The organism is Streptomyces venezuelae (assembly GCF_008642275.1).
Taxonomy (GTDB): Bacteria; Actinomycetota; Actinomycetes; order Streptomycetales; family Streptomycetaceae; genus Streptomyces; species Streptomyces venezuelae_E.
In genome coordinates this window covers 3,629,202-3,651,651 of the sequence record NZ_CP029189.1, presented here as the reverse complement: position 1 = coordinate 3,651,651, position 22,450 = coordinate 3,629,202, and the positions used below count along the sequence as shown (strand labels likewise).

Annotated in this window: 23 protein-coding genes; 9 read left to right on the top strand and 14 right to left on the bottom strand. The window is 69.4% G+C overall.

Annotated features, from left to right (window positions below; all coding sequences use genetic code 11):
• Positions 1 to 39: 39 nt before the first annotated feature.
• From DEJ51_RS16025 to DEJ51_RS15995, 7 genes are all read right to left on the bottom strand, one after another.
• Positions 40 to 1,434, bottom strand: coding sequence for a tyrosine-type recombinase/integrase (locus DEJ51_RS16025; protein ID WP_150258173.1), 1,395 nt, complete (start codon positions 1,432 to 1,434; stop codon positions 40 to 42).
• Entirely contained in the window at positions 1,428 to 1,601 is a 174-nt protein-coding gene (locus tag DEJ51_RS16020; RefSeq protein WP_150261958.1) for a helix-turn-helix transcriptional regulator, read from the bottom strand. The genes DEJ51_RS16025 and DEJ51_RS16020 overlap by 7 nt, the downstream gene beginning before the upstream one ends.
• A gap of 20 nt (positions 1,602 to 1,621) precedes the next feature.
• Positions 1,622 to 3,091, bottom strand: a complete 1,470-nt coding sequence (locus DEJ51_RS16015) for a replication initiator (RefSeq protein ID WP_150258172.1) — start codon at positions 3,089 to 3,091, stop codon at positions 1,622 to 1,624.
• Positions 3,092 to 3,219: 128 nt separating this feature from the next.
• Positions 3,220 to 3,954 carry a DUF2637 domain-containing protein gene (locus DEJ51_RS16010; protein WP_150258171.1) on the bottom strand — a complete coding sequence of 245 codons (735 nt, stop codon included), beginning with the start codon at positions 3,952 to 3,954 and terminating at the stop codon, positions 3,220 to 3,222.
• Positions 3,955 to 4,008: 54 nt separating this feature from the next.
• Positions 4,009 to 5,415, bottom strand: a complete 1,407-nt coding sequence (locus DEJ51_RS16005; protein ID WP_150258170.1) for an FtsK/SpoIIIE domain-containing protein — start codon at positions 5,413 to 5,415, stop codon at positions 4,009 to 4,011.
• Positions 5,412 to 5,657 carry a hypothetical protein gene (locus DEJ51_RS16000; RefSeq protein WP_150258169.1) on the bottom strand — a complete coding sequence of 82 codons (246 nt, stop codon included), beginning with the start codon at positions 5,655 to 5,657 and terminating at the stop codon, positions 5,412 to 5,414. Before DEJ51_RS16000 ends, DEJ51_RS16005 begins: the two co-directional genes overlap by 4 nt.
• Positions 5,657 to 6,070: a hypothetical protein gene (locus tag DEJ51_RS15995; RefSeq protein ID WP_150258168.1), complete on the bottom strand. Its 414-nt coding sequence runs from the start codon at positions 6,068 to 6,070 to the stop codon at positions 5,657 to 5,659. Before DEJ51_RS15995 ends, DEJ51_RS16000 begins: the two co-directional genes overlap by 1 nt.
• Positions 6,071 to 6,227: 157 nt before the next feature.
• Here DEJ51_RS15995 and DEJ51_RS15990 point away from each other — a divergent pair, with 157 nt between their 5' ends.
• On the top strand, positions 6,228 to 6,668 hold the full coding sequence (locus DEJ51_RS15990; RefSeq protein ID WP_150258167.1) for a GntR family transcriptional regulator: 441 nt from the start codon (positions 6,228 to 6,230) through the stop codon (positions 6,666 to 6,668).
• A 1,768-nt stretch (positions 6,669 to 8,436) separates the two neighbouring features.
• Here the strand turns inward: DEJ51_RS15990 and DEJ51_RS15985 are convergent.
• Genes DEJ51_RS15985 through DEJ51_RS35545 form a run of 4 tightly spaced genes read right to left on the bottom strand, consistent with a single transcriptional unit; the run spans position 8,437 to position 11,500 of the window.
• Positions 8,437 to 9,294, bottom strand: a complete 858-nt coding sequence (locus DEJ51_RS15985) for a hypothetical protein (RefSeq protein WP_150258166.1) — start codon at positions 9,292 to 9,294, stop codon at positions 8,437 to 8,439.
• Positions 9,275 to 10,168, bottom strand: a complete 894-nt coding sequence (locus DEJ51_RS15980) for an aldo/keto reductase (RefSeq protein ID WP_150258165.1) — start codon at positions 10,166 to 10,168, stop codon at positions 9,275 to 9,277. Before DEJ51_RS15980 ends, DEJ51_RS15985 begins: the two co-directional genes overlap by 20 nt.
• Positions 10,165 to 11,349: a cupin domain-containing protein gene (locus DEJ51_RS15975; RefSeq protein WP_150258164.1), complete on the bottom strand. Its 1,185-nt coding sequence runs from the start codon at positions 11,347 to 11,349 to the stop codon at positions 10,165 to 10,167. The genes DEJ51_RS15980 and DEJ51_RS15975 overlap by 4 nt, the downstream gene beginning before the upstream one ends.
• A gap of 19 nt (positions 11,350 to 11,368) precedes the next feature.
• Positions 11,369 to 11,500 carry a hypothetical protein gene (locus tag DEJ51_RS35545; protein ID WP_008740613.1) on the bottom strand — a complete coding sequence of 44 codons (132 nt, stop codon included), beginning with the start codon at positions 11,498 to 11,500 and terminating at the stop codon, positions 11,369 to 11,371.
• A 672-nt stretch (positions 11,501 to 12,172) separates the two neighbouring features.
• On the opposite strand from DEJ51_RS35545, the gene DEJ51_RS15965 reads away from it, so the two are divergent.
• Positions 12,173 to 13,531, top strand: coding sequence for a helix-turn-helix domain-containing protein (locus DEJ51_RS15965; protein WP_150258163.1), 1,359 nt, complete (start codon positions 12,173 to 12,175; stop codon positions 13,529 to 13,531).
• Here DEJ51_RS15965 and DEJ51_RS15960 read toward each other — a convergent pair.
• From DEJ51_RS15960 to DEJ51_RS15950, 3 genes are all read right to left on the bottom strand, one after another.
• Positions 13,501 to 14,034, bottom strand: a complete 534-nt coding sequence (locus DEJ51_RS15960; RefSeq protein WP_150258162.1) for an NUDIX hydrolase — start codon at positions 14,032 to 14,034, stop codon at positions 13,501 to 13,503. The two genes, DEJ51_RS15965 and DEJ51_RS15960, sit on opposite strands and share 31 nt — an antisense overlap.
• An 87-nt stretch (positions 14,035 to 14,121) precedes the next feature.
• On the bottom strand, positions 14,122 to 14,850 hold the full coding sequence (locus tag DEJ51_RS15955; protein ID WP_150258161.1) for an adenylate/guanylate cyclase domain-containing protein: 729 nt from the start codon (positions 14,848 to 14,850) through the stop codon (positions 14,122 to 14,124).
• A 14-nt stretch (positions 14,851 to 14,864) separates the two neighbouring features.
• Positions 14,865 to 15,395, bottom strand: coding sequence for a Pycsar system effector family protein (locus DEJ51_RS15950; protein WP_150258160.1), 531 nt, complete (start codon positions 15,393 to 15,395; stop codon positions 14,865 to 14,867).
• Between the two features lie 767 nt (positions 15,396 to 16,162).
• On the opposite strand from DEJ51_RS15950, the gene DEJ51_RS15945 reads away from it, so the two are divergent.
• From DEJ51_RS15945 to DEJ51_RS15915, 7 genes are all read left to right on the top strand, one after another.
• Positions 16,163 to 16,627, top strand: a complete 465-nt coding sequence (locus DEJ51_RS15945; RefSeq protein ID WP_190620411.1) for a DUF6344 domain-containing protein — start codon at positions 16,163 to 16,165, stop codon at positions 16,625 to 16,627.
• Between the two features lie 600 nt (positions 16,628 to 17,227).
• Positions 17,228 to 17,539 (top strand): hypothetical protein, encoded by a 312-nt coding sequence (locus DEJ51_RS15940; RefSeq protein ID WP_150258159.1) that lies wholly within the window; start codon positions 17,228 to 17,230, stop codon positions 17,537 to 17,539.
• A 164-nt stretch (positions 17,540 to 17,703) separates the two neighbouring features.
• Positions 17,704 to 18,855, top strand: coding sequence for an acyl-CoA dehydrogenase family protein (locus tag DEJ51_RS15935; protein WP_150258158.1), 1,152 nt, complete (start codon positions 17,704 to 17,706; stop codon positions 18,853 to 18,855).
• On the top strand, positions 18,852 to 19,826 hold the full coding sequence (locus tag DEJ51_RS15930; RefSeq protein WP_150258157.1) for a bifunctional MaoC family dehydratase N-terminal/OB-fold nucleic acid binding domain-containing protein: 975 nt from the start codon (positions 18,852 to 18,854) through the stop codon (positions 19,824 to 19,826). Before DEJ51_RS15935 ends, DEJ51_RS15930 begins: the two co-directional genes overlap by 4 nt.
• The gene (locus tag DEJ51_RS15925) at positions 19,826 to 20,884 is read left to right on the top strand and encodes an acyl-CoA dehydrogenase family protein (protein WP_150258156.1); all 1,059 of its coding nucleotides are present in this window, start codon (positions 19,826 to 19,828) and stop codon (positions 20,882 to 20,884) included. Before DEJ51_RS15930 ends, DEJ51_RS15925 begins: the two co-directional genes overlap by 1 nt.
• Complete coding sequence (locus DEJ51_RS15920) at positions 20,881 to 21,279, top strand: MaoC family dehydratase (RefSeq protein WP_150258155.1); 399 nt, start codon at positions 20,881 to 20,883, stop codon at positions 21,277 to 21,279. The genes DEJ51_RS15925 and DEJ51_RS15920 overlap by 4 nt, the downstream gene beginning before the upstream one ends.
• Positions 21,276 to 22,442, top strand: a complete 1,167-nt coding sequence (locus DEJ51_RS15915) for a lipid-transfer protein (RefSeq protein ID WP_150258154.1) — start codon at positions 21,276 to 21,278, stop codon at positions 22,440 to 22,442. The genes DEJ51_RS15920 and DEJ51_RS15915 overlap by 4 nt, the downstream gene beginning before the upstream one ends.
• Positions 22,443 to 22,450: the final 8 nt, after the last annotated feature.

Genomic DNA, 22,450 nt, shown 5'->3' with positions numbered 1-22,450 from the left:
TGGTGGATCCGGAGTCCTTGGGGCCCAATCGGCCGTTGCCTACTGGTCGTTGTCGGTGGCTAGGGCCCGCTCGATCTGCTGGTTTGCGTGGTGCTGGTTGCGACGGATGGCCTTGGCGTAGAAGCGGAACAGCACGGCGATGCTGTGGCCGGCGCGGCGGGCGACCTCGGCCGGGGAGACGCCGGACTCCAGCCAGAGGGAGACGCACGCGGCGCGGAGTCCATAGGGGACCTCAGCCAGGGGGGTCTTCACTTCCTGCTTGGTGAGGACGGCCCGGCGAGCAGCCTTCCAGATGTCGCCGTACTCCTTGCTCAGGAGGCCGCCGCCGCGAGCGGCGCGGAAGAGGCGGCCGTCCTCGGCGGTGCCGAACTCCGCGATGTGGTCGCGGATCAGGCGGACCAGGACCGGCGGGATCGGTACCTCGCGGGTGGCCTTTCGGGCGCGCTTCTTGAGGCCACGGGAGTCGTAGGACTCCCCGGAGTCGGTCCAGCCCGAGCCGACGCGCGGGGAGCTGGACGACAGGATGACTTGGCCCCAGCCTTCCTCGGGCAGGGTGAAGTCCGACTCGCGGAGGCCCACGGCTTCGCCGGGGCGGGTGGCCGCGTAGTAGAGGCACCCGAAGAACGCCATGAGGTGCCGACCACGGTCGTTCTGCTCGCCCACGGCGTCGATCAGCTTGCGGGCCAGGGCCGGGCCGGGGACGTACCGGAAGTCGATCTCGTCGTCCGTCTCGGGCGGCGTCCAGTCCACCTTGGTCAGGGGCAGGGAGGGCAGGCGGTCCAGCTCGACGGCGTAGCGCAGGCAGTTGCTGAACACGGGCACCTTGCGGTTCACCGTGTTGTCCGCCGCAGCGGTCCCGTCCATCTTGCGGGCGAGTGCGTCCAGGGCGGACCGCACGACCGTCGGCGTGTTCAGGGCCGAGACATCCACGGACTTACGGCCGATCCAGTCGAGGGCCGCCACGATGGCTTCGGGTGCTTCCTCGGCGTCGATCCGGGCCACGAGTTCGCCGTCCTGATCGAGGACGAGGCGGAAGGCCCAGGAGTAGAGGGCGGTCCGCAGAACCCGGGGAGCAGGGGCGCCGCGGTTGTCCTTCACCAGGCGCGGGGTGACCGTGGCGAGGGCGTCCGCGATGCTCGCGCGGTGCTTGGCCGAGGCGTTCGGCCACTTCATCGCCACGTACTCCCGGGCGTGTGCGAACCAGGTGGGGGACTGGGCCGCCTGCACCTCCGAGGCCGGAAGGCCGGTTTCGGTGTCGAACTGTTCGCGCTTGCGGAGCGCGGCCAGCAGCTCGGAGCGCCGGCCGTCCGCCTGAGCCTTGATCTTGTAGCTCTTCGAGAACGGCTGAACGCCGACCCGCCAGCGGAGTTGGTAGGCCGCAGCGCGGTCGGGGCGCTTGCGGATGCCCCAGATCTGCACGTCGTACGTCAGCACGCGGGCACCTCGCAGCCCTCGAACCACGCGTCGAGGTCGGCCCGGCGGATGCGGATCTGCCCGTTGGGGAGCTTGAGGCAGCGGGGCGCGTTCCCGCGAGCGCGGAGCCGGTAGAAGGCGGCCCGCGACATGCGCAGCTCGGCCAGTGCTTCGACCATGGTCAGCATGCGGGTGGTCGGTGCGGCGGTCACTGCCAAACCTCCCCTTCGGTCTTGGCCCGTTCCTTGTCGGCGCGGATCTGGTTGATGTCGTGGCGGGTCTGGGCGGCGAGGAGTTCTTCGCCGGGGCGGTAGCCAGAGGCGAGGTAGGCCCAGGAGGACTCGGTGACGAGCACGGTGTGCGGGCCGGGCGCGGGGTGGCCGGCGCGGGCGCGGGCGGCGTCTGCCTGGGCGAGGCGCCAGGCGCGGCGTACGTCGCGGAGGGCTCCGAGGGTGGTGGAGTAGGCGCGGGACTTGGTGGAGAAGTGGCCGCGGAATCCGAGCATGTGGGCCCACTTGCAGAGCTTGAGGTCTGCGAATTCGGGCAGGCCGCCGAGGTCCCAGGCGGTGCGGATCATCTGCCGGACGTGCCGGTGCACGGGCAGTTCCCGGAGGGGTTCGGCCTGGCGGGTGCCTTCGCAGTCGGGGCAGAGGTCCTTGACGCGGCCCCCGACAGTCCCCCGACCGGAACAGGTCCGGCAGACCAAGGAGCGGTCCACGGTGCCGGAGTCCTCGGCGCTCTTGGTGGCGTACTTGGCGACGTACCCGGCCACGGCCGCGTCGGTGAGTTCGCCGTCTCCCAGCGCGGTGATCTCCCGTACGTCGAGCATGGAGCCCCAGCGGATCTCGTGGTCTCCGACGGTGTCGGAGGAGACGGTGAGGGCGGTGCGGGGGACGGCGGTATGGATGGCGTGGGTGAGGTCGTCCACGGTCGCCCAGGCCGGCGGGGCGCTGGTGTGGCCGTCGGATCCGTCGATGCGGACGACGGCGTGGAAGTGGACCAGGCCGCGCTTTTGGTACTCGGCGACCTTGGCGAAGGACACGCGCAGGACCTGCTTCATGTCCTTCTGCGTGATGCCGAAGTGGGCGGCCAGGGCGCGGCGGAGGTTGAGGGTGAAGCGTGCCCAGAGGGCTCCGGCGTGGGCGTTCCACAGCACGGCGCCGGTGTAGTTGTACGTCTTGGGGGCCAGGGGTGTGCCGAGTTCGGGGGCGCCCTCGGGGTGGTGGTCGCCGCAGCGGCAGGCGCGGGGCTTGCCGTCCTTGTTGGTGGGGCGGTTGTGGACGGGGCCGAAGGAGGGGGCGGTGAGGGTGAGGAAGACGCGGGGGTGGGTGCGGACGGTCTCGGGGACGTCCTTGCCGCCGCAGAGTCCGGCGCGGACGAGGTGGAAGGTGTCGGCGGCGTAGGTGCGAGAGCAGGCGGGGCAGCGGGAGGCGCGGCGGTTGCCGCAGGTGGTCAGGAGCCGTCCGGTGGGTTCGTCGGTGGTGGAGTACGAGCGAATCGTTTCTCCGGTGGCGGCGTTGCGGGTGTGGGTGTGGCCGACGAGGTTGACGGGGCGGGTGCAGCCGCGCAGGCGGGTGACCTGTTCGCGGGTGCGGTCGAAGCCGTCGAGGTTGGCCAGTTCGATCAGGTCCCGGACAGCGGGGCTGATCACGTGCCGCAGGTCGAGGTTGCGGGGCATCGGCAGGAAGATCCTTTCCGCTGGTGGAAGGGCCCCGGGCAGCACCGAGGTAGGGGTGGGGTGCTGCCCGAGGGCATGACGGGCCAGGCCCAGGGGGCCAGGAGGAGAGCCGGAAGGCCGGCGGGAGGTCAGGCCGTCAGCGCGGCGTGCGCGGCGGTGGCGAGCGGCAGGGCGATGCCGAGCCGGGTCCGGAGCTGAACTGGGGTGATGGGTTCACCGTGTGCGGCCAGGTGGGATGCGGCAATGTTGCGGGCCGCGTCCAGCAGAGCCGGAGGCACCTTGACCGCCGGAACCGTCACCGGAGCCGGAGCCGGAGCCGGGGCGGGGAGGACCGGAACCGGGGCCGGGGCGACAGGAGCCACCGGGGCCGGGGCCGCGACAGGTGCCGGTTCGGGTACGGCCGGGGCGGGTTCCGTGAGCGACTCGGGGACGATCACCGGGGCCGTAGCGGGGGCGGGGATGGTGACGGCGTGGAAGTGCCTGAGGAGGGCGGGGCCGACAGCGCCCCAGCCGAGGAGGAGCAGGGGTGCGACGGCGTCCACGCAGGCGCGGCCGTAGTGCCCCGCGATGATGGGTTCGGCGATGTTGAGGGCGAGTGTGAAGAAGCCGGAGGCGTGCATGAGGCGCGTGGCCGCTTTGAGGTCACCGGCCGGGACGCCTCGCAGGGACAGGTAGCGCAGGGCGACGAGGAGGCCGACGACGGACAGGTCCACCATCGGGGCGATCAGCGGAGCCACCGGGGCCGGGACGCCCAGGCGCAGGGCCAAGCTCCAGACGTTGCCGAAGGAGAACACGAAGGCGAGAGCGGCGATGATCGCCATGACCACGGTCACGGTGCGCTGTGTCATCCGGTCTTCTGACATGAGGGATTTCACCTCCCTTCCACGGGAGTTGGGTGTGGGCACGAGGGCAGGGGGTCAGGCTGCGGCAGCGGTGTCGTCCTGCGGCGGCTTGGGCTTGCGCAGGCTGGGCACGGTGAGGTTGGCCAGGAGCGTGGTGGGGTCCTGGGTGAGGTGGGCGGTGGCGTCGGCGACGGTTGCGGCGTTGGCCGGGTCGAGGTAGGGGGTGCGGACGCGGACGAAGCCGGGCCGTCCTTCGGCGGCCATGGACGCGACGCCTACGTACTGGGAGCCCTGGAGGTTGATCGGGTCCATGTCCGGCCAGTTGCGGATGTCATCCCCGAGCGCGGCGACGGATGCTTCGGTGGTGCGCTGGTAGAAGGAGAGGGCGGCGCTGCACACGTCCCGGATCGAGGTGGGGATGGCGTCGCCGGTTGCCTTCTGGGTGGCCGGCACCGTGAAGATCCCGACCGACCGGCCGCCCTTGACGAGCAGCCCCGTCAGGCGGACGTTCTCCGCCGCGAGGGCAGCGAGTTCGCGGGTCTCCTTGTCGCTGCCCTTGTGGTCGTGGAAGAAGGTGTGGGACTCGTCGATGATGGCGAACACCAGCGGCCACTGTTCACTGGGGCCGACGTTCCACATGTTCGATGTGCCCAGTACCGACCTAGCCATCGTGGCGCGGTCGTGCAGCAGCTTGACCAGTCGCCGCAGCACCGCGTTGGCCTCGCGCAGGTCGTTTCCGGCGTGCGCGAACACCCGGGGCAGTACGTCCGCGTAGTCACCGTGGGCGGCGTTGGACACCTTGCCGTCGATCACCGCGAACTGCACGGCCGGGGACGGCCCGAAGTAGGTGATCAGCGCGGTGAGCTGGTTGGACTTGCCGCCGCCGACACCGCCCGCGACCACCGCCCCCGACTTGTTCTTGAGCTCGACGTGGACCAGGGCGCCGTACTCATCCCGGCCGACCGGCCACACCGTCAGGTCAGTGGGCGGCTTCCCGGTCGGCACGTACTCGGTGTGACCGGTCAGCGGGTCGGTGCGGATCGCCCGCAGGACCGCGTGGCCGGGCTTGCCCGCCTCGACGGCGACCCGGACGCAGCCCCAGGCATCGGCCAGGAACCGGGCCTTGTCCTGGAGTTCCTTGATCCCGACCTTCGGCAGCAGCTTGACGTGCACGATCACCCCGTACCGGTCCGGCCGGGTCTTGATCATCGGGACGAGTTCGCGCGGCTTGGGGTCCGGGGCGCCCTTGCTCGTGTTGAGGAAGGACAGCCAGGGCGGGGTGCGGTCGGTGACCGACAGCCCGGCCATCTTCGCCAGCCGCGCCCATGTCATCCGGATCTTCACGGCCTGGCGGATGCTCCGGCGCGTCTCCTTGTCCGCCCGCACATAGCGGACCGTCTTGACCACGGCCCACACCGCCAGCAGTCCGGTGCAGACCACCAGCACCACAGGCGCCCAGTCGAAGACCTGTTCCACGTTCATCGAGCCCTCCCCATCCCCTTCTTCTTCATGTCCTCGATGGACCGGCTGACTTGCGCGCAGATGCCGTATCCGTAGACCGACATCCGGGCCTGAAAGACCGCGTCGGAGACGTGCATCCGGGCGATCGGGTCCAGCTCGATGCCGTGGGCGGCGAAGACGGCCAGCACGGCATCGCGCAGAGACGAGGCCCCCTTGCCGCCGCCGGGCGGAGTGATGGAACCCCGCCCGGCAGTGGCACCCATTACGCGGCCTTCTTGACCGCAGCGGCCGAATCGGCCGACTCGGAGACCGTCGCGGCCGGAGCAGGGGGCGCGGCCATGGCCGGGGCGGCCAGTTCCAGACGCGTGACCCGGTAGGCGATGCCGTCGGAGAGGCTGCCGTTGAAGATGCGGGCCCAGGGGGTGGCGATCAGCTCCACCGGACGGACCATGACGCCCGGCGTCAGACCCACCGGGAGACCGGACTCCGGCACGGTGATCTTGAGGATCTCGGCGCGGCCGTCCGCCATCTGCATGACCGTGACCGTGTAGAGGGTCTCCCCCGTGTCGCGGTCGGTCGCGATCTCCCCCGTCTCCGGGTTCTTGATCTTCACGGTGCCACCCGTGCCGGTGACGAAGCTGTCGGTCTGCTTGACGAGGACCGGGATACGAGCCATGGCGAAATACACCCTTTCGTTTGGTGCGACCACTTGTGCGGCCACAATCAAAGGAAACCACAACACCCGGGTGTACTGCAACACCTGGGTGTTGGACGTTCTCTGCTACCCATGCGTTCCGTAGGTGGGGCAGGGCTCGCGGACGTATCCTGCGGGCATGACACTGCCCCTCGAAGACGACAGCCGGCCCCCGTACGTCCAGGTCGCCGAGTACCTCCGCCGTCAGGTCGACACGGGCGAGCTGGCCCCCGGAGACAAGGTCCCGTCCTCTCGCGACCTGCAAGAGAAGTTCGGACTGGCCAGCGCCACCATTCAGAACGCCTTTCGGCTGCTCAAGAACGAGGGGCTGATCTACAGCGTCCAGGGGCGGGGCAGCTTCGTCCGCCGGCCCGCCCCCGAACTCGACGCATCGGAAGCCGGACAGCAGGCAGGGGACGCATCGTCCTCCGATACGTCCCCCAGCCCCACCACTGACGCCCGATACGTCCAGCTCTCTCAGGAAGTCGCGGACCTTCGGGCCGACGTCGCGGCTATCCGCGAGACCCTGACGGGAGTTCTCGAAATGCTGCGGGCGTCGGAGAACCCGACCGACGGATAAAGGATCGGGCCTCTCGCGCCACCTGCTGCATGAGCGCCGCCAGCTCAGCAACTTCCACCGCGAGGTTCGTTACCTCCGCATCCAGAGCCGCTATCTCCGACTCACCCATCAGGTCCCCGCCCATCGTCGTGCCGTTCTCCCGTACCCCGCCGCCAAATCCGCCACCCTGGCCCCCAGGCGACGCCCGAGACCGATCCACACCGGCCGTGGCCACTCCGCTGGCAGATCGCCTCGAACCGGTGGCCACGACGCACCCTGACGGACCCCCGCGCATACGTCGAGCCCCAGATCCGGGATCTCCCGCACCACGGGAAGGCGGCCCCGACTTTCCCGCCCCACGCCCCGCAGACCCGGGACCACGGCCCGCCCCACGGGCAGCCGCCAAGGCCCCCGAACTGGGCAGATCCCCCTCTGTGACCACCGCTGCCGCCTCCACTCGTTCACCCGTCCTGTCGTAAGCGTCCGGAGAAACCGGGAATTCGGAATTCACGGTTCCCCTGATAGATGCCGCCGAGGCGAGCCCCGGCCTGTCACCTGCTACAGGTGTCGAAACGGCCGACGGTGTATCACTCGACCCCTGTGTCATGCGTCACATTCACTTCCCTCGCGACCCTGGGCGTTCCGGGTGGCATCGACAAGACTCCGGAGAATCCCCGGTTTCCGAAACCGGGCATCGGCGGCTATATTTCGCCGCTCCCAGGCCACCCGCGTAGGTGTCGGAACGCCCCGCCACGGGACCTCATGGACCTGCATCACGCTCTCCTTCACCTCCAGGCGTTCCGGGCGACAGTCGCAAGGATCCGGAGAATCCCCGGTTTGGCTAACCGGGGATGTCGTGCTAAACGTCAGCCGGATTTCCGGATCGCCCATAGAGGTGCCGACAGCCGCCTCCGTGTTACCCCCACCCGAGGTGACCCGCATCACAGTCTCCGCTTTCCGCTGCTGCATGCCCCGGACTTTCCGGCGCGGCCCGCATGCAATCACCGAAAGCGGACACCCCTTCCGAACGGCCATGTCGCACCCCTCCCGCCTGTGGACAACTCCATGCGAAGAGCAGGCAACCACGGCAAGCCTGTGGATAAGGGAACGCGATTCCGCGAACAGACCGGCCTAGAACCGAGGAAGTGACTATTCTGCGAATAGATCCGGCATTGAAGGGCGAAACAGCCCATTCCCTGCCGGCCGAAGCGGCCGAAGGGGTGAGCTGTCCAAAGTTTCTTTACTGGATCAAGGCGGCCCGCTGGCGCGGGCCGCGCGGCGCGGCGGCCCCAGGCCGCCGCTGGCTCCATGTCTCCGCCACCGCCCGCGACGGCCCCCGCCCACTCGCGCCGCAAGAGCCCGAGGAGCGGGCAGTCAGAACCCGTGAAGAACCCCGCCAGCCGCCTCACGGAGAACGCGGCCGACAGCAGCGGGATGTACGCCAGGCCCGCGCGGGTCACCGCGGATTGCTCTTCACCCAGATGTGGCCGGGGCGGCCGGCCTCCACGGCTTTACCCACCTGTTCGGGCCGGGGCCCGCGTCGGGCAAGTCCAGGGGGCCACTCGTTCAAATTCCGGGCAGGATCAAAGCCTGCCCGAGTTGCCGGGCCAGCGTACGGCCCCCTGAACATGCCCGACCCCAACCCGAACAGGACACCGGCCAAAGCCGCTCCGGCCGACCGCGATGCCAGGTGCAGCAGTCATTGTCAAACGCCAAAGACAGGGCGGGAGTTGACGCACGCGAGCCCCAGCGCGGAGGGGTGCGCTGGGGCTCGTGCAGGAGGCGCCGATCAGGCGGTTGGATGGGCGGGGGACGGAGCCGGAGGACGGACCCCCGTCAGGTCCTCCGCGCGTCGGCGCAGGAGCGGGGCCAGCTCGACGTACCAACCACGGCCCACGGCCTGGAGCATCTCGGCGAGGGCGATCTGTTCGCCGATCCGGCCGGCGGGGGTGTCGAGGACGTGGGCGAACTCGGTACGGATGCGGTCGGCGACGGCGGGGACGCGGAGGCTGTTCACGTAGAGCATCGCGGGGTCGTAGCCGACGGGTACGGCGCCCCAGCGCTCCCAGTCCAGGATGACGAGCGGGTCGTGGGTGAGGTTGGCCCACTGAAGGTCGGCGTGCCCAGTGACGCGTTCGGTGATGGGCGGGGCAGGGATGCCCAGGAACTCGGGGAAGACGCGGTCGGCCCAGGACTGGCGGATGGTCTCGCGGGGCGGTTCGGCGGTGCTGAGGGCGTCCAGGCTCTCCCGCAGGGTCGTCCACCAGGAGTCCGGCAGGCCCGGATCCTCGGTGAGGTCGGGCGTCTCCGGCGAGATGACGGGCTGGGCGATGTAGTCGATCAGCTCCGCTTCGAAGACGTACTCGCCGCCGTCCCAGCGGTACAGGTCGTGGAGGTGAGGGCGGGACACCTTGTCGGACACCCGTTCCTCGGCGAGGGCGATCCCCTCGTTCCGGGTGGCGGGGGTCTTGGCTGCCTCGCCGCAGTGGACGCGGAGCCAGTGGCCGCCCCCGGTGCGACTGCCGATGGTGCGGCCGAGCCAGCCCCAGGCCGGCGCCCCCGCCGTCATGGTGGAGAGGTGGGCAGCGGCGTGGGCCAGGGCGTCCTCCATGCGTGCCCTGGTGGTCTCATCCTTGGGCGAGTACATCGGTGACCTTCCTGAGGTGGCCCGGATCGAGCGGGGCGGCAACGGTGGCCTTGGCAGCGGCCCAATGGGGGGCGGTGCCAGCAGAAAGCAGTACCACGTCCAGGCTCGGGCAGGAGGCCGCAGCGAGGAGACAGGCGGTGCCCGGCGAGGCCCCCGGGCGGATGAACTCGGCGAGTTCGGGCGTGACGAGGCCGGGCAGTTCGCCACCGTGCAGAGGCGAGGAGCCGAAGGTGATCAGGCCAGCCGCACGGGCCAGGACGAGAGGGCCCCGGCCATCGAGGGCGAGGGCGATCGGCCTTGCCATGACGAGGCTCACCGGCTGTTGGATGGCCCGGAGGTGATGTTCACCCGAACCAGCGGCTTCGATGGCCAGGCCCAGGAGTTCGGACACGGAGAAGGCGTCGTGGAGGAACCCCGACCAGGTGGCCACGCCGTACCCGCCGATCCTGCCTTCGGCAGCGAACTCCTCCAGCACCGCGAACACGTCACGAAGTGCCGGATGAAGCTCCGAGGGACAGAGGCCGGCGCGCTCCGGGTTGTGAACGAACACGAGGTCGATCCGGCCGAGAGCGGCCAGGGACCTTTCCGTCTGCCAGCGGACGAAGCCGGGGTCGAGGCTGTGTCCGGACCGTACTTGGGCGGCGGTGAGCTGTCCGGCTCGAAGAGCAGCCGCGCCTTCATCCGGGCCGAAGAAGCCTGTCTTCGTCGCCACCATGGCGCGCGGGTGGTCAGCGATGACGGGGCCGAGCGCTTGGTGGGCGCTGCCGTAGTTGGGGGCGGTGTCGATCCACACGAGCCCGTCAGCGCACGCGGTGCGAGCCGCCTGTTCAACGGCGCGCACCCGGTACGTTCCCAGTCCCAGAGAAGCGGTCACGAGGAGCCCCCGACCACGGCGACGGCCTGACCGGCAACGAGCGCGGAGACGACCTCCGCCACCTGGGCGAGGGTGAGATCGGACTCGGCGGCCAGGTCCGCGAGGGTGGTCGGCGGTCCACCAACGAGGAGGCGGAGGACCGGGGCGACGGGGAGGGCGAAGGTCCACTCGTTCCCCGCCCCGGCGAAGGTCACGGCCTGGTCGTCCTGGTCGATCCGGGCACGGGGCACCGTGGCCTGCACCGTGATGCCCGGTTCGGCAGGCACGGCGGTGAGGTGTGGCAGTGACAGGCGGGGGCGCCCGGGGTGCGTCGCGTCCAGAGACCTTTCCCAGCGGTCCAGAACCGCAGGGTCGTCCAGGGCGGCCAGTACGTCCTTCCGTACGGCAGCCAGGTAGTCCGCCCGCTCCTCCGGAGTGCCGAAACGCGGTACGTCCGCCCGGACAGTCACGCTCGCCCGGAGATCGTCGCACAGCCAACCCAGGAACTCGGCGCCGGTCTGCGTGGCGAGCCCGAAGGTGAGGTGGAGGGACGCGGTGCCCTGGTCGGCGCTGACGGCGTGCCACCAACCGCGCGGCAGATAGAGCACGTCGCCGGGCGTCAGGACGATGTCCGCGATCGGCTCACCCGTCGGCGCCTCGGGGGCTTCCACGTCGCGCCAGGCGGGCGCCTGCCGGGTGGGGCCGTAGATCTTCCACCGCTTGGAGCCTTCGAGCTGGAGCACCACCACGTCGTGGTCATCCCAGTGCGTGCCGAAGCCCTCCTCGGCGGTCCACGAGGCGTACGCGTTGACCTGCACGGGGGTGCGGAAGAACCGTTCGAGGCCGGCCGCGGCTTCTCGGACGGGCGGGTGGATCTGGTCGATCGCGTCGATGACCAGGGACGAGCCCTCAGCGAGCCGGGCGTGGAACTCGGCAGGCTGGGGCTGGTACCAGGACACCCCGCGACGGTTCGTACGGAGGATGGAGTACGCCGTGGCGGGGACGGCTTCCCCGGCGCGGGAGAGCCGCATCCGGGGCGGTTCGAGCCGGTGAGCGGCCACGATCTCGTTGAGGTCGTCCCAGGTCAGCGGCGCGGGAAAGGTGGTGCCGTTGGAGCGGATCACTTTGTGGGCACGGAAGCACGTCTGGGCGAGGAACGTATCCCCGCCCAGACGCTCCGCCCACGATGCGGAATCAATCACCGTGGGTCTCCTCGGTCGATCAGGTGTCGTTCATGTCCGACTTGCCGCCCGTGTTGTCCGAGGCTTCCTCGGCACGCGAGCGGGCCGCGGCGATGCGGCGGACACCGATCAGCAGACCGCTGTTCTGCTCGGTGGGAGCGTTCTCGTTCATCCCGTACTCCTTCCTGGCCTTGATGGGCCCCACCGGGGTTCCGGCGAGGGATCTTGCGGGTGGTGCATCCGCCCCGGGACGTGCTCAGGAAGTGCAGGGCGGAGATCTGTGGGTCAGCGGCCGGGATCCCCGGCGAGGGCCAGGGCGACCACCAGGACGCTGACGACGGCGACGTACAGGAGGACGGCGAGCTGTTGGCGCCAGCCCCAGGGGTCGCGCATTCTCAGTCGGGCTTGAGGTAAGGCGTCCACTACGCGGCCCCCGGCTTGACCGCCACCGGGCGCAGGGCACGGGCGGATACCGGCTGGCCGCCGCAGCGCGGGCACTCGCACGGCGGGTAGCTGCTGGGGTTCGAGAGGATGTCGAACGGGTCGCCTTGCAGCACCCGCGTGCTCGGCGACCACGTCCGGCCCGAATCCCGTGACACCCGCAGGCTCATCAAGACGCGGGGTTCGGTGCCCAGGTCCGAGGCCGCCCGGAGGGCCGTTCGCTGTGAGTCAGGAGTGCCACCGTGTGTCTCCAAGGCGGTCGTCCTCTGTCGCTTCGCCATGTGCAGAAGCTTCGCCAGCGGGGGCAGTGGCCAGAAAGGTCCAGCGGATTACCCAACTTGGGTAACATCACGTTCGGTTGAGACCCTGCCGCGATCCGTAGTCTTCCTCCGGAGCGTGACCCATGCCCGAGCCACGTCGCACGAAGGAACTCCCGCCCAGCCTGCTCACCGATCCCCAGATGATCGATGCCTGCCGGGTCCGCGACTTCACACGGGTGTTCCGGCTGGTCAAGACGCGGGCAGGCATCTATCCGTCAATGATCGCCCGGCAATGCGAGCTGACCCCGAGCCGCGTCGGTGAAGTCATCGCGGGCCGGCGGCAGCTAGTCCACATGGACGTGATCGAGCGGATTGCCGATGGCCTGCGCATCCCCGGCCACATGCTCGGGCTTGCCCGACGCGGGTGGGAGACGCCACCCGCCTTGATCGTGGCCCAGCGGGAACCGTCCGAGGCCGTCAGCGACACCGCAGGGCCGAAGCCGCTCAGCGCGCTACCGGGCGTGGAGGTGGACAGCATCCTGGCCCTGGCCGCAGGGACGAATCCGAGCCCGTCCACGCTGCACGCCTTACGGTCCTCGATCGAGGACTACTGGCGCCGGGACGACGAGCACGGGGGCGAGACCCTGAGGCCGGCCGTAGTCGGCCAGCTGCGGTACGTCGAGGGGCTGCTGAAGGACCAGCGGCCGACACCGATACAGAACGGCCTGTACGGCATCGCGGCGGAGCTGGCGCGGCTGACCGGGTGGACGTACTTCGACGCCCGGCAGTACCACCAGGCCCGCGCCTACTTCTCGGAAGCTCTGCAACTGGCCAGGGAGATTGACGACCACCCCTTCATGGCCAACGTGCTGGCCTGCATGAGCCTGCAAGCGACCTACCAGGACAAGCCGGCGGACGCGCTGGCACTGGTGTCCGCAGCCCAGGACCAGGCCCGAGCGGCCGTCGGCACGACGCCGAGAGTCCGGGCGATGCTGGCCATGCGCGAGGCGTTCGCCCACGCGACCTTGGGCGACCGGTCAGCGACCCATACTGCGATCTCCGAGGCCCACAGTCAGTTCGGCCGGATCAAGGTGGACGACCCGGACCCGGCATGGGTGACCTACTTCGATGAGCCGAAGCTCATCGTGGACACCGGCATCGCGCATGGCCGTCTCGGTGAAGCCGCAATCGCTGAACCGTTGATCGCGGACGCTCTGGAGAGGGAGGACCCTGCGAACCAGCGAGGCCGGGCCTTCCATGCCTTCTGGTTGGCCCGTACGCAGCTCCAGCGCGGGAAGCTTGACCAGGCGTGCCACACGGCGATAGAGGCGCTGGTACCCGCCGCAGCGGTGTCGTCTGAGCGGGTGGCCGGACACCTTCGCGAGTTCTACGAGCAGCTTGCGCCGTATCGCGAGGTGCCGGCCGCGGTTGCCTTCGAGGCCCGGCTACGAGCGGTGCTTCCCCCGCCGAGTCAGCGGACCCCTTCGTCCATCAGGACGTAGAGGAGGCCGACGAGGGAGCCACTGCTGACGATCTCGCGGCGGTCGATCATGCCCCGGATATTCGCCAGCGGGATCCACTCGATCCGGTCCGACTCGTTCTTCTCGGTCGGAGGCCCGTCGTAGGTGGCGCCGTCTGCCCGGAACAGGTGGTGCTGGGAGTCGGTGATGCCGTTCGCCGGTTCGGCGTAGACGAGTGGCTTCATGGGGCCCGGACGCCAGCCGGTCTCTTCTAGGACTTCACGGGCGGCAGCCTCGCCGGGCGTTTCGTCGGCTTCGACCAGGCCCATGGGCAGCTCCCAGGCCCACGCGTCCGTGATGAAGCGGTGGCGCCACATCATCAGGACCTCTTGCCGGTCGTTGACCACGGCGGCCACGGCCAGGTGGCGGAGCTTGACGACGTGGTGTTCCCAGCGGTTCCCGTCCGGCGTCTCCACGTCGGTGAGCCACAGGTTCACCCACTTGTTCTCGTAGATCGGACGTTCCCCGTGGATCTTCCACTGCATCGCTGCGGCCCCTCTCGATCGGCCTCTAGGGTCTCAGACCGAGCCAGCGGGGGACGTACGTTCAGTCTGAGCCGCCTCCAAGGCGTCCTATTTACAGTTCTCGTCGAACCACTCCTGCATCTCGGTGCTGATTACCTCCCCCGTGTAGCAACTGCGTGAGTAGTCGTGTTTCAGCAGCCCCTGGTTGTGTTCGTTGAGGTTGCCGTAGAAGGTCTCGGACGTAACCAATGCGGGAACATTCCAACTACTGTTCCCGTAGTTTGCGAGTTTTGCGGCTTCGTTGACCACGTCTCCCATGTAGACGACGTCGTTAATCTTGCTTCCGTTATATCCGGCCTTAATCATCAAGGCTCGTCCATAAGACATTCCGATTCCGATCTCAATCGGGTGCCCGTAGGAAGCCTTTTTCATTTCATAGTTAAGCACTTTCGCCATGGAGTTTGCTTTGGCTCCGAGGGCGAAGACTGAGTTGATGTCGCGCGTGTACGGGGTGTTGATGACTGCCCACGCTGCATCACCGGCGATGTTGATCTCGCGAGCGTTCGGGTCGCCGTTGAAGATGGCAACTAGTTCGGAAAGGTACGCTCGGTAGATACGGGCGAGTCGTGGGCGCTTGTAATGACTGGGCAGCTTCGACGACTCTCGGATGTCCACGAAGATCGCCGAACAGTAAGCGTAGAACCCGTTTGAGAAGGTGAGCTTATCCCTGTCGGGCAGCGAGTCGACTTCTTCAAACGTTTGCGTCGTTCCGGTTAGGTATTCTTTGATTCTTCGGGCGCTGTCGACGTGGTTGTATGCCTTGTAGTTACTGTCCAAGGGTTCCTCCAGGTTTAGTCGATGACTCGGAGGGCGGCGGTGATGGAGAGAGTGGTAAGGGCGAATAGGAGAATGTAGACGGCTATGCCGCCCCACATGTACTTCTTGCGGGCGACCTTTGCGTTGGCCCAACCCTGCTTGGCGATCTCCGCAACGAGGGACTCGGCGTCCTGAGTTAGGGCGATTAGCGAAGCGGCATAACTATCGCTGGCTGTGTGCCCGCGAGCGATGTGGTGGAAGTACAACAGGCTTGTCGGCTCTTCCTTCATGTTGAGGCGAGGCCACAGCACCAAGCTGGCGCACGCGCCGGCACCCACGACTGCGAGCGCGCACAGCATGGAGCTCAAGATCAACCATGTGGAAGGACTGGATACATCCTTCACGAGGTTGTAGAGCACGCCACCGGTGACGCCCGTGGCAGCAAGGGTGGCAGCTGCTTTGGCTTCGGCGTGCTTGATCCAATCTATGACCAGGCCCAGCGCCTTCCAGGCGTGGTCTGCATTGGGGGGTTGGGCAGGGTCGGGAGTAGGGGGTGTTTCCGTCACAGGGCCATCATCCACCGCGCTACTGACAATGCGTCCTGAGTCGCCGAAGTCTGCATGAAGAATGCCTGGTTGGTCTGACGATCGACGGCAGCGACAGCGCGCAGAGGCGCGTGACCGCTGGCGTGAGCGAACGAGACACGAGGCTGGTGGAGCCTCCCGTGGGGCTGTGCCCGAGCCTTCGGATCAGAAGATTCTCTTGGGAGCGGGCAGGCAGCAGCCAGTGGACCCTACGTGGACCATGGCTCCCGCGTCAGGATCGCGATCAGAAGGCGTTAACGGCTCCGCCGCAGGTGGGGCGGGGGAGGGCGGACTTGGCCGCGTAGCCGAGGTGAACGGTCTTGAAAACCGTCGTGGCGCGAGTCACCGTGGGTTCAAATCCCACACCCACCGCAGTTGAACGGCCCCTGACCACGATCTCTGGTCAGGGGCCGTTCTGCTCTCCGCGCCGTGAGTTCGCCCCCCCCTTTCCCGCAGCAGGCCTCCGGTACGTGCCTACTCCGGCGGGGCAAGGCCGGTGCCGGGATTCCCGGCTTGCCGGTCCGTTGGCTGCGTGCTGGCGTGAATGCCCAGGTCAGGGCGGGTTCCGGGGCAGGTTTTCCGACGGGTTCCGGGCAGGCGGACGGAGGCCTGAGTGACGTCCTTGGGCTGTCCGGGTGGTGTTTGTCGGAAGATCGGCGCGGGTCGTGGGGCTGGTGCGGTTGCGGCCACATCATGACGAATGTATTCAGATCCGCCCGTCCGAACATCGTGAATCGAGGCACCTCGTCATGACCCAGCGCAGCATCCTCACGTCGATCTGGACTTCCGTCCTCGCCGCCCTGGTGGCCATCCTCTCCGGCTTCGGTATCACGGTGAAGCCCGCTGCGGCGGCCGCCCCCGCCCCTGCCCCCGCCGCCGAAGGCGCCGCGGCCACCGCCGTGCGCCGGCCGGCCGTCGCGGCCCGGCGGACCTGGCGGGCGATGATGCGGGGAGGTTCGCTGCCGCCGACCATCAAGCAGCGCATCCACGCCGAGGCGCACGGCAAGACCCCTTCGGTACGACGTTCCACCACCGCCGCGGCCATGGGTGCCGGTGCTGGTGCCGGTGCTGGTGCCACGACCGCCTCCCACGCCCGGACCTCGTCCGCAGCGCCCGCCGCAGTACCTGCCGCCGCCGCGGCGCCCGGCGCCGAAGCCGCAGGACCCGCGGTCGCCGCCGGTGGTGTCCGGGACGCGCTCGCGCTCGCCGCGTAGCTCCGCAGGTCCCGTACAGGCAGTCCATGAGAGCGCAGGGCAGTCGCAGGACCCGGCCCGCAGGTGTGCACGTAGCCGCCGGGCAGGAGCAAGAACGAGAGCAGACACCGCAGCACGCACGAGAGCAGCAACAGCAGGCCCGGTAGAAGGCGCTGGAGCCCGGTCGGTCGTGACCGTGGATCGCGCTACGTGGGTGCCCCAGGGCGGGGCACGGATGGATCACCCCGGCTCGCGCCGGGGCGCGCAGGGGGCGTGAAGCTTGGCATTGCAGGGCCGCAGGCCCGGGAGACGGTGGGGTTCCCGGACGGTGCGGCCTCTTCGGCATGTCCGGGACAGGCAGTCTGACGGAACGCTTCATCCCTTGTGTGGCGTGGGGTTCAGCTGCTTCCAGGGCGCTGATCTGGGGCTTCGGGGGCGTGAATCAGGTTTATCCGATGTTGGTCATACTTGCGGGGGAATCGGGGACTCCGGGGTGGTTCGCCGGGGATTCGGTGGGCAACTCTGGTCTCGCGACGTCGTCACCACATGGAACGAACGTCCGAGGCGGTCGGCCAACTGCCTTGGAAAGAGTCCCACTTCGGTTTTCTGGAGGATCAAGACATGGCAAGCATCCGTACCGCCCGCGTCATCGCCGCCGTCGCCGCGCTCCCCCTCGCCGCCGCTCTCTTCGGCGGGGTGGCGTCGGCAGACAACGGCTCCTTCGCGAACGACGGATCGAATGCGAGCGTCGCCAGCGTCATCGGCAGCGGCGTGGGCGGCGACAACAACGGCAACTCGTCCACGTCGCAGCAGGTGGCCACCGGCTCCGGTGCGTCCAACCAGAACAGCACCGCTCAGGTGAACGGCTCCGCCTTCACCGCGATCAACCAGTCCAACTCGACCGTCGCGGTCAATTTCGTCCCTTGGTGGTAATCGCGGCCTGAGCCGCCCCGATTCCTGAGGGCGCCCGTGCGACCGGACCGGCTGGGGTCCGGTAGCGCGGGCGCCCTCGCGCGTGTCCCCCGACCTTGACACCACAGGTATATCTGACGGACAGTCAGGTTTCCTCGATGATGTGATGCCGGGAGGCCAGCGCCGTGCACCTCGCCCCGACCCAAGGCCAGTTGCGCCTCCGTGCCGAACTGCGCGCCTACTTCAAGGACCTGCTGCCGGACGGCCTCCCCGACGATCCGGCCCACCAGCGCGAACTCCTGCGCCGCATCGGCGCCGACGGACTCCTCGGCCTCGGCTGGCCCGTCGCATACGGAGGCCAGGGTCGCGGCGCCGACGAGCAGTTCGTCTTCTTCGACGAGGCCTACCGGGCCGGTGCACCGGTCTCCATGGTCACGCTCAACACCGTCGGCCCGACCCTGATGAAGTACGGGACGGAGGAGCAGAAGGACTTCTTCCTCCCCCGGATCCTCACGGGCGACATCGTCTTCGCCATCGGCTACTCCGAGCCCGAGGCCGGCACCGACCTCGCCGCCCTGCGCACCCGCGCGGTCCGCGAAGGATCCGACTGGTTGATCGACGGGCAGAAGATCTTCACCTCCAATGCCCAGAACGCGGACTGGATCTGGCTCGCCTGCCGTACGGACCCCGAAGCCCCCAAGCACAAGGGCATCTCGATCATCCTGGTGCCCACCGACACCCCGGGCTTTTCCTGGACCCCGATCGACACCGTCGGCGGGCTCACCACCACGGCGACGTACTACGACTCCGTCCGGGTGCCCACCGGCCACCTCGTCGGTCCCGAGCACGGCGGCTGGGGTCTGATCACCAACCAGCTCAACCACGAGCGGGTCGCCCTCGCCGCCATAGGGATGCAGGCCGAGGACTTCTACACCTACGCGCTCGACCACGCCCGCACCCCCGACCCGGTCACCGGCGACCGGCCCGCCGATCTCCCCTGGGTGCAGTCCCGCCTCGCCGAGGCACACGCACGCCTGGCCGCCGTACGCCTCCTCAACTGGCGTCTCGTCCAAGACGTGGGCAGCGGCTCCCTAGCCCCCGGTGACGCGAGCGGCGTGAAGTTCCTCGGCACCGAGTCCGCCGTCGAGGTGTACCGGATGTGCCAGGAGGTGGTGGGCGAGGAGGCCCTGATCCGCGGGCCGGGGGCCTTCGCGTGCGGCGAGCTCGAACGGATGAACCGGGCCGCCCAGATCAACACCTTCGGCGGCGGGGTCAGCGAGGTCCAGAGGGAGATCGTCGCCATGATGCGGCTCGGCATGAAGGGGAGGAAGCGATGACGGCGGATGCGGACGCGCACGTGGACGACGTGAACGCGGGGGGTGCCGGAGCCGAGGAGGCAGCCCGGTTCCACACGCTGCTGGCGGCCTTCGAGGGGCAGCCCGCCGCCACCGCGGGCCGGGGCAAGGACCTCGTCAACGAGTCGATGATCCGCCACTGGTGCGAGGCGATGGGCGACACCAACCCCGCCTACACCGGCCCGGACGCCGTCGCGCCGCCCACCATGCTCCAGGCCTGGACCATGGGCGGTCTCTCCGGCCACACGGACCGCTCCTCCGCCTACGACGAGCTCCTCACGCTCCTCGACGGCGCCGGCTTCACCTCCGTGGTCGCCACCGACTGCGAGCAGGAGTACCAACGCCCCCTGCGCCCCGGAGCCGCGATCACCTTCGACGCCGTCATCGAGACCGTGTCGCCCCGCAAGACGACCAGACTGGGCACCGGCCACTTCGTGACCACCCGCATGGACGTCCGGGCGGACGGAGAGCTCGCCGGCACCCACCGCTTCCGCATCCTCAAGTACGCGCCCCCTGCCAAGCCGGCGAAGCGGCCGTCCGCGCAGCGGCCCCCCTCCCAGCGCCCCCGTCCGGTGGTCAACCGCGACAACCAGGGATTCTGGGACGGGGTGCGCGACCACAAGCTGCTCATCCAGCGCTGCACCTCCTGCGCCGCCCTCCGCTTCCCGTGGCTCCCCGGCTGCAACGCCTGCGCGAGCCCTGACTGGGACACGGTCGAGGCCTCCGGCGCCGGCACGGTGTTCAGCTACGTCGTCATGCACCACCCGCCCTTCCCGGCCTTCGACCCGCCCTACGCGGTCGCACTCGTCGAGCTCGCCGAAGGAGTCCGGATGATCAGCAACATCACCGGGGTGCCCTACGACAAGGTGCGCATCGGCCTCCCCGTCCAGCTGGAGTTCCTGCGCGTCGACGCCGGCCTCGAACTCCCCGTCTTCTGCGGGAGCGAGGGCTGATGGACTTCCACCCCACCGAGGAGCAGGCCGCCGCGGCCGGTCTCGCCGCCCGCATCTTCTCCGATCTCGCCACCCACGAACGCCTCGCCGAAGCCGGCGCCGGCAGCGACGCCGAGCTGTGGAAGGCCCTGACCACGGCCGGACTCACCACCGCGGTCGAGGAGGTCGGCCTGCTCGGGCTGGTCCTGCTGCTGGAGGAACAGGGCCGCGCCACCGCCCAGGTCCCCTACGCCGCCACCTGCGTGTACGGAGTCCTGCCCGTCGCCGCGCACGGCAGCCCCGAGCAGCGCGCCCGCCTGCTGCCCGCCCTCGGCACGGGCGAGGCGGTCGCCACCGGCGCGTTCCCGGCGCGCGGCCGGATGACCGCCGAGGGCGGCCGCCTCACCGGGACCGCACCCGCCGTGCCGTGGCTGCGCGACGCCACGCACGTACTGGTCCCGGACGCGGACCGGGCGCTGTGGCTCGTACGGACCGACGCGCCCGGTGTGCTGGCCTCCCCGGTGGAGACCACCGCCCCCTGGGCGGCGGGTCGGCTGACGCTGACCGCGGCCGAGGGAGAACGCCTTGGCTCCGACGGTGCCTACGAGGACACACTCGCCGCCGCCCGCACCGCCTTCGCCGGACTCCAGGCAGGCGTCTGCGCGGGCTCTCTCGCCCGCGCGGTGGAGTACACCTCCACCCGGGAGCAGTTCGGCCGGCCGCTCTCCACCAACCAGGGGGTCATGCTGCGCGCTGCCGACGCGTACATGGACACCGAGGCGATCCGGGTCACCACGTACGAGGCGGCCTGGCGCATCGACCAGGGCCTTCCGGCCCACGAGCACGCGCTGACGGCCGCCTGGTGGGCTTCGGAGGCAGGCAAGCGGGTCGTGCACGCGGGCCAGCACCTGCACGGCGGCATGGGCGCCGACCTGGACCACCCCGTCCACCGGCACTTCCTGTGGGGACGCCAACTGGACGCCTATCTGGGCTGCGGCAGCGAGCTGTTGGCCGAGCTGGGGGCCACCATCGCCGCCTCACCCGCATTCGCTTCGACGGCCGAGGGAGAACAGGCATGAACGTCGGCGACACGCTGCCACCGCTGGAGATACCGGTGACCCGCACGCTGATCGTCGCGGGGGCCATCGCCTCCCGCGACTACCAGGACGTGCACCATGACGCGGCCCTCGCGCAGGAGAAGGGCTCCCCGGACATCTTCATGAACATCCTGACGACGAACGGCCTGGTCGGCCGGTACGTCACCGACCACCTCGGCCCGCGGGCCGTCCTGCGCAAGGTGGCCATCCGCCTCGGCGCCCCCAACCATCCGGGCGACACGATGACCCTCACCGGCACCGTCACCGCGGTCTCCGGGGCCGTCGCCGCCGCGACCACCATCGAGATCCGGGTCGTCGGCGCCAACGGCATCGGCCACCACGTCACCGGAACGGTCACCGCGGAGGTGCCGGCATGAGCGTCCGCACCCGCGACGAGCTCGGCGGCCGTGCCGCCATCGCAGGCATCGGAGCGACCGAGTTCTCCAAGGACTCCGGCCGCAGCGAGCTCAAGCTCGCCGTCGAGGCCGTGCACGCCGCCCTCGACGACGCCGGACTCACCCCCGCCGATGTCGACGGCATGGTCACCTTCACCATGGACACCAGTCCAGAGATCACCGTCGCCCAGGCGGCGGGCATCGGTGACCTGTCCTTCTTCTCCCGTATCCACTACGGCGGGGGCGCGGCCTGCGCCACCGTCCAGCAGGCGGCCCTCGCCGTGGCCACCGGGGTCGCGGAGGTCGTCGTCTGCTACCGGGCCTTCAACGAGCGCTCCGGGCGCCGCTTCGGATCCGGGGTCCAGCAGCGGGAGCCCTCGGCGGAGGGGGCGGCGCTCGGCTGGTCGCTTCCCTGGGGGCTGCTGACCCCCGCCTCCTGGGTGGCCATGACCGCCCAGCGCTACCTGCACACCTACAACCTCACCCCCGAGGCGTTCGGCCACGTGGCGGTCACCGACCGCCGGCACGCCGCGAACAACCCCGCCGCCTACTTCCACGGCAAGCCCATCACCCTCGCCGACCACGCCGCCTCGCGCTGGATCGTGGAGCCGCTGCGGCTGCTGGACTGCTGCCAGGAGACGGACGGCGGGCAGGCCGTCGTCGTCACCACGACCGAGCGCGCCCGGAGCCTGAGACACACACCCGCCGTGATCACCGCGGCGGCGCAGGGCGCCGGGCGACGCCAGGAGGGCATGACCTCCTTCTACCGTGACGACCTCACCGGGCTGCCGGAGATGGACGTCGTCGCCCGCCAGCTGTGGCGGACCAGTGGACTGCGGCCCTCGGACATCGACGTCGGCATCCTCTACGACCACTTCACCCCCTTCGTGCTGATGCAACTGGAGGAGTTCGGTTTCTGCGGGCCGGGCGAGGCCGCGGATTTCGTGGCCGCGGACGCGCTGCCGCTCAACACCCACGGCGGCCAGCTCGGGGAGGCGTACCTGCACGGGATGAACGGCATCGCCGAGGCCGTCCGCCAGCTGCGCGGTACCTCCGTCAACCAGGTCGCGGGGGCGGCGCATGCTCTCGTCACGGCCGGTACCGGGGTTCCGACCTCTGGTCTGATCCTCGGCGCCGACGGCTGAGATCCGGG